The sequence below is a fragment of the Microbacterium sp. AR7-10 genome, assembly GCF_001878835.1.
Classification (GTDB): domain Bacteria; phylum Actinomycetota; class Actinomycetes; order Actinomycetales; family Microbacteriaceae; genus Microbacterium; species Microbacterium commune.
On the sequence record NZ_MJIR01000123.1, the window covers coordinates 1 to 5017 of the forward strand.

Here is a 5017-nt window from a genome sequence, read left to right on the forward strand (position 1 = left end):
CTCATACCGGAGCGAGAAGTGGTCGCTGGCCCGTGCTTACGGTCGGCGGATGAGCTGCGCCTCGACGTCGGCGGGGAGGAACTCGGCCAGCGACCAGCGGAACACGCACCGCTCGCCGTCGACGGTCAGGGCGACGTGATCGTCGTGCACGACCACGTCGCTGATCTCGAGCGCGGCGATCGATGCCCGTGACAGGGCGGTCTGCCAGACGATGACCACCTCGGCGGGCAGGGGGCCGAGGCGCACGGTCGGGCAGAGCAGGACGTCGGCGCCGTCGGCGATCCGCTCGACCACGCCGACGGGCGCCAGCGGGAGGGCCGCCGGCTCCGCAGACGGGGATGCCGCCCATGCACCGAGGAAGCGGACGGCGCTGACGAGGCCCGCGCTCTGCGCCACCGCCTCGCCCTGATCCCGCACCTCGCCTCGGTCTACCGCCTCGCCCTGACCCTGCGGGGCGATCCCGACCGGCCTGTCGTCGTCGGCGACGAGGGCGGCACCGCTCACCCGACCCGGGAGTCCGACGCAGCCGGTCAGGCGCGCCACGTGCACGACGCCGGCGCCGACGATCTTGGTCGCCACGCGGGAGACCACGTGCCGCCCGCCGGCGTCGAGGGCGCGGGTCACCGCACCGCCGCGCGCCCCGACCGTGGCGCGGGTCGCCGGGCGGTGCACGGCCCCGTCGATGGTGAGGTCGCTGTCGCGCACGGTGCCGCCGGGGACGGGCCGGGTGACGGAGGAGAACTGCAGACGGCGGTACAGCGGGTCATCGCGGGTCGGGTGCCCGTCACTGCCGAAGTTGTGCAGTCGCACGATGCCGTCGTCCGCGCGACCTTCGATCAGCCAGCGCGGCCCGTCGAGCACACGGCGCACGTCCGTCCGCTCGATCTGCAGCGGGGCCTCCGCCGCGCTCCACACCGGATCGTCGGCGGGCAGCGCCAGGCCCAGGAAGCCCTTCGCGGCCCAGTACGGCGATCCCGGCCCGCTGTACGACTGCACCATGCTCGGGATCGGCTCTCGCTGCCAGCCCAGCGAGAGCACCCCGGTGTCGAGGCTGCCGCCGTCGACGAAGTGCCTCAGGATGCCGCTGGTCAGCCGCCGTGTCATCCCGGGGCCGAGCACGTCCAGGCCCTCCCGGCGCGCCATCCAGAACGGCGCCGCCGTCGCCCACCGGTAGATCAGCGAGCGACCCTGGAAGACCGGCGCGCAGCGGGCGTCGAACAGGAGCTGATAGCCGTCGACGAACGCCGCGAGACGCTCGCGGTGCAGGGCGCGCCGGTCGTCGAAGCCGGCGCCCATCAGCTCGTCGATGAAGAACGGATACCAGTGGAATGCGAAGGCGTTGTAGTGGTCGAAGCGTCTCCCGTCGCCGTCGGTGTACCAGCCGTCGGCCCGGTGCCAGTCGTCCATCCGGTCGAGCGCGTTCTCGACCGTGTCCCGTCCGTCGGCGAAGCCGCCGGCATGGTTGAACGCCGCCAGGGTGGCACCCAGCAGCACGTGGTTGTTGTCGGCGCACCAGGTGCCCCGGGCTTGCGCGAACCAGGCGTGCACGCCGTCACGTGTCGCGTCGTCCAGTGCCGCCCACACCGTGTCGCGCGTCAGGTGCAGGGCGATCGCGATGGATGCCGCCTCGACGGTGGCCTGGCTGTGATCGGTGAGCGCCGGCCATATCCGCTGCGCGATCGCGTGCTGCACGGCCTCGGCGTAATGCGCGATCAGCGGCGCCGTGCCCTCGGTGCCGGCCGGATCACCGGAGATGCGCAGAGCCGCAAGCAGAAAAGTGCGCGCGAACCCCTCGAGCCGGTCCATCGGCGGCCCCGCTCCGGCATCCGCCGTGCCCGGGGCGGCTGAGAAGTCGACCAGCGCCCCGCCGTTCGTCGACCGCTGTCGTGCCGCGTCGAGGATCCGGTCGGCCGCGGCCACCCAGTGCGCGCGGGTGTACCCGGTGTACGGGGCGGAGAGCGGGTCGTCCGGTGGCATCCACGCGGGGGCGATCGTCGGCATGCCCCGATCGTCGCCGGGGCGAACAGGAGGATTCAAGACGAGAACGTGTTGAATCCTCTCCTCCCGATCGCGTTGACTGGCGTGACCCCGAGCCAGGAGACCGCCGTGCCGCACCGCCCGAACATCCTCGTCGTGATGGCCGATCAGTTCCGCGCCGCATCGCTCGGCGTCGTCGGGGAGGACCCGGTGCACACCCCGCATCTCGACGCGCTGGCCGAGAGCGGGCGGGTCATGCGCCAGGCGGTGAGCGGGTACCCGGTGTGCAGCCCGCACCGGGCGATGTTCCTCACCGGGATGCGTCCGCATGTGAACGGCGTGACCCTGAACGTGAATTCCGAGAGCGCGCAGGATGGTGTCGGTCTGCGCGACGATCTGCCGACGTGGGCGAGTGCGCTGCGGCAGAGCGGATGGCGGACCGGCTACATCGGCAAGTGGCATCTCGAGCCGCCGGTCGACGACGACGAGCGGTTCGGCGAGGGGCGCCGCGACGACGGCAAGGTGTGGGATGCCTGGTCGCCGCCGCATCGACGCTTCGGCTTCGACTACTGGTACTCGTACGGTGCGGCCGACCGGCACCTCGCGCCCCACTATTGGACGACCGACGCCGGCCGGGAGGACCGGGTGGACGTGGACCAGTGGTCGGCCGAGCACGAGATCGACGTCGCGATCGACTTCGTGCGGGATGCCGGCGACGAGCCCTACGCGCTGATGGTCTCGCTCAACCCGCCCCACCAGCCGTTCGACCAGGTCCCCGACCGCTATCGCGCGCACTACGCCGACCTCGACCCGCGTGCGCTGCTGAACCGGCCCAACGTGCCGCACGGCACCCCCATCGCCGACGAGGCGGCGGTGATCGCCCGCGACTACTTCGCCGCGATCACCGGTGTCGACGAGCAGGTCGGCCGTCTGGCATCGGCCGTCGCCGAGCAGAACACGACGCGACCCACGGTGATCCTGTTCACCTCGGACCACGGGATGCAGCTCGGCAGCCACGGCCTGATGTACAAGAACGTCCCCTTCGAGGAGTCGATGCGCCTGCCGCTCATCGTGCATGCGCCCGACCTCGTCCCGGCAGGGGAGTCCCACACCGTGCTGGACTCCCTCGACTTCGCACCGACCATCCTCGGCCTGGCCGGCGTCGACGCGCGCGATGAGCGGATGGTGGGACGCGACCGCTCCGGCGTGCTGCGCGGCGCCGCCGAGGTCCCCGCCACCGACGATGACGACGCCACCGTCTACACGCGGTACGCGTCGCGCTCCGACCCCGGCAGCGTGCGCGGGCTGCGCACACGCACCGCGAAGGTCGTCGCGACCTGGCATCCGGCGTCGGGTCTGAGAGTGCAGTTCTTCGACCTCGCCGCCGATCCCTACGAGATGGACGACAGCCCGCAGCATCCGCGCGCGGCCGGCCTGATCGGCCGCCTGCGCGACGAGCTGGAGCGCGCCGGGGATGAGTGGGAGGGCGCCGCCGCGCTCGCCGGAATGCTCAGTCCCCTGACGTAGGCGCGGGCGGCAGCCCGACCCGCTGCCGCCAGCGCTCGTGCGCGCGGGTGAGCTGGGCGACCAGCCGCGGACGACGGGATGCGAGATTGTCGCGCTCGCCGGGGTCGCCGGCCAGGTCCGTGAGGATGAGGCCCTCGCCGGTGCTCGTGTGCTCGACCGCGCGCACGTACTCGGCGGTCGGGCTGTCGCCGTCCACCCAGAGCAGCTTCCAGTCGCCGCGACGCACCGCCCACTGCCAGCCGCAGTCCCAGTGCAGCTCGCGGTCGCCGTGCCGCTCGTCCGCGAGCGTCTCGGCATCGGACATCTCCGCGTCGGGCGTCTCCGCGTCGGTCGTCTCGGCGAGCACCGGGCGCAGATCGCGCCCGTCACCGTCCGGGTAGGCTTCGAGCCCCGCGGCGGCCGCGAACGTGGGGGCGAGATCCAGCGCGCTCACCGGCTCGCTCACCACCGTGCTCGCCGCGGCGACGCCGGGCCAGCGCACGAGGAACGGCACCCGGATGCCGCCCTCCCACAGCGTGTACTTGGTGCCGCGCAGCGCACCGTTGTCACCGTAGTTGCACTGCGACCCGCCGTTGTCGGTGAGGTAGACGACGATGGTGTCCTCGGCGACGCCCCCGGCGTCGAGGGTGTCGAGCAGGCGGCCGATCGCGCGATCCATCAGCTCGAGCTGCGCGAGATAGAAGGCGCGCCCGTCCGGCAGATTCGGGCTGATCGCCCCGTCGTACCAGTCGAGGTACTCCGCGGCTCCCGGATGCCAGTCGTCTGGCTTCTCGAGGCCGCGTGCGGCCAGCTCGTCGTCGGGCAGCTGCCAGCAGAAGTTGTGCACGGCGTTGAAGGCGACCATGGCGAAGAACGGCTGCTCGCCGGCGCGGCTCTCGATGAACGCGCCCGCGCGGTCGGCGATCTCGTCGGTCGTGAAGCCGTCGAACTCGACGGGCTCCTCGCCCGACCAGAACGGCTGCACCCCCATCGCCTCCGCGGCCTCGCCGTACTCGGCGACCGCGTCGTCGCTGTGGTGCAGGTAGTGCAGGCGCCCCATCGACTGACCGGCCAGGCCGTAGAACGACTCGTCGAATCCGTGGTGCGGAGGCGCGCCGCGATCGGCGGCGGTCTCGTCTCCGTAGTGCACCTTGCCGAAGTACCCGGTCGCGTAGCCGGCGTCGCGAAGACGCTCGGCGATGGTCGGGGCGTCGCCGATGTGCGCCGAGTCGAACCACAGTCCGCCCCAGCGCTGCTGGTACTGCCCGGTGATGAGCCCGGCGCGCGACGGCGAGCAGATCGGCGCGGTCACGTAGGCGTCGGTGCACGTCGCGCCCTCGGCCGCCAGGCGGTCGAGCACCGGGGTGTGCACCCCGGGCGTGCCCATGGCGGAGCGGTCGGCGTGACCGTGGTCGTCGGAGACGATCAGGAGGATGTTCGGGCGGGTCATGGGGCTCCATCCCTGGCTCTTATACACATCTAAACAAGAAAGCCTCGCGGGTTCGCAAGCTCGGCCTGGGCGAGGGCTCGCGGA

Annotated in this window: 3 protein-coding genes; 1 reads left to right on the plus strand and 2 read right to left on the minus strand. The window is 72.1% G+C overall.

The window, feature by feature from the left end:
* Positions 1–36: 36 nt before the first annotated feature.
* The gene (locus BFN01_RS14915; protein WP_071645104.1) at positions 37–2001 is read right to left on the minus strand and encodes a DUF2264 domain-containing protein; all 1965 of its coding nucleotides are present in this window, start codon (positions 1999–2001) and stop codon (positions 37–39) included.
* A gap of 81 nt (positions 2002–2082) precedes the next feature.
* On the opposite strand from BFN01_RS14915, the gene BFN01_RS14920 reads away from it, so the two are divergent.
* Positions 2083–3504 carry a sulfatase gene (locus tag BFN01_RS14920; RefSeq protein WP_071645105.1) on the plus strand — a complete coding sequence of 474 codons (1422 nt, stop codon included), beginning with the start codon at positions 2083–2085 and terminating at the stop codon, positions 3502–3504.
* On the opposite strand, the gene BFN01_RS14925 is transcribed toward BFN01_RS14920, so the two are convergent.
* Entirely contained in the window at positions 3488–4933 is a 1446-nt protein-coding gene (locus tag BFN01_RS14925) for a sulfatase (protein ID WP_071645106.1), read from the minus strand. The two genes, BFN01_RS14920 and BFN01_RS14925, sit on opposite strands and share 17 nt — an antisense overlap.
* Positions 4934–5017 lie beyond the last annotated feature (84 nt).